The following is a 1,332-nucleotide window of genomic DNA, read 5'->3' as shown; positions in this document are numbered from 1 at the left end:
AAAAAAACTCCCAAATCGGGAGTTTTTTTATGTGCTCGAATTATTCAACGTCCAGATTAAAGGTCACTGGCCCATCATTAATTAAATGAACTTTCATATCTGCTGCAAAAATTCCTGTTTGCACATTATTGAATTGTTGGCGGGCATATTCCACTAGCTGTTCATAAAGTGCTTTGGCTTCGGCTGGAGGCATCGCTGGGCCAAAGTCTGGGCGTAAGCCTTTTTGCGTTTGTGCCATCAAGGTAAATTGAGAGACCAATAAAATCCCGCCATTTGCTTGGCTGACATTCCAGCCCATTTTGCCTTGTTCATCATCAAAAATTCGGTATTTCAGAATTTTATCAATCAGCTTCTGGCCTTTCTCTAAAGTATCTTCTTTACCCAGACCTAAAAATACCAGTAAGCCGTGTTGAATCTCACCTGTAGTTTCGCCCTCAACCACCACTTTCGCTTCGAGGACGCGTTGAATTAGTGCGCGCATAAGAATTAAAGATTAAATGTTCAGTCAGTTGCGCAGTCTAGCAGATTTAGTGACCCTACAGCGGAGTGCAAAATAGAGCCTTCGATTGCTTGATCTTATTTTTCGATGTGTTTTATTAAAATTATCTTTTTTATCTATTGTTAAAATGTTTGTATAGTCCCCGTGCAGGAAAGGTATTTGATTTTGGATTTAACAGTATGTTTAAACGAACGTTTTTATTCACAATAATGGCAGCAACGTTAGGCACCGCGTATGCAGCTCCTTTAACAAAAGACAATGGTGCGCCTGTCGGTGACAACCAGAACTCAACCACAGCTGGCGCGAATGGTGCAACCTTGTTGCAAGATGTGCAGCTTATTCAAAAATTACAGCGTTTTGGCCGTGAGCGTATTCCTGAGCGTGTGGTCCATGCACGGGGTACAGGTGTATACGGTGATTTCGTCGCAACAAAAGATTTGTCTGATTTAACCGTCGCTTCTATGTTTAAGGCAGGTACGACCACACCTGTATTTGTTCGTTTTTCTACGGTGATTCATCCGAAAGGTTCACCAGAAACTGCGCGTGATCCACATGGCTTTGCCGTGAAGTTTTATACCCAGCAAGGGAACTGGGATCTCGTTGGTAATAACTTGCCCGTATTCTTTATCCGTGATGCGATCAAGTTTCCTGACTTTGTACATGCGATGAAGCCTGACCCTGTGACCAATGTTCAGGATCCTAACCGCATTTTTGATTTCTTAAAAAGCCAGCCGTGGTCGATCAATATGTTGACCTATGTCTATTCAAACTTGGGCACACCTGAAAGCTACCGTACGCTGGATGGTTTTGGCGTGCATGCATTCAAGTTATAC

General features: G+C 42.7%; 2 protein-coding genes. One reads left to right on the top strand and one right to left on the bottom strand.

The features are described from left to right. Positions 1-40 precede the first annotated feature (40 nt). Entirely contained in the window at positions 41-481 is a 441-nt protein-coding gene (gene dtd, locus QMM04_RS22535; protein WP_047429911.1) for a D-aminoacyl-tRNA deacylase, read from the bottom strand. A 227-nt stretch (positions 482-708) separates the two neighbouring features. On the opposite strand from dtd, the gene QMM04_RS22530 reads away from it, so the two are divergent. Next, positions 709-1,332 (top strand): catalase (locus QMM04_RS22530; RefSeq protein WP_282997110.1); only part of this gene is annotated, 624 nt, incomplete at its 3' end.

Source organism: Pantoea sp. Pa-EAmG, assembly GCF_030024295.1.
Lineage (GTDB): Bacteria > Pseudomonadota > Gammaproteobacteria > Enterobacterales > Enterobacteriaceae > Pantoea > Pantoea dispersa.
Note: the sequence above shows the minus strand (reverse complement) of the source record. Positions and strands in the feature narration are given on the sequence as shown.

Coding starts and splice junctions, on each gene's coding strand:
- dtd (WP_047429911.1), bottom strand. CDS start 481: ATGCGCGCACTAATTCAACGCGTCCTCGAAGCGAAAGTGGTGGTTGAG.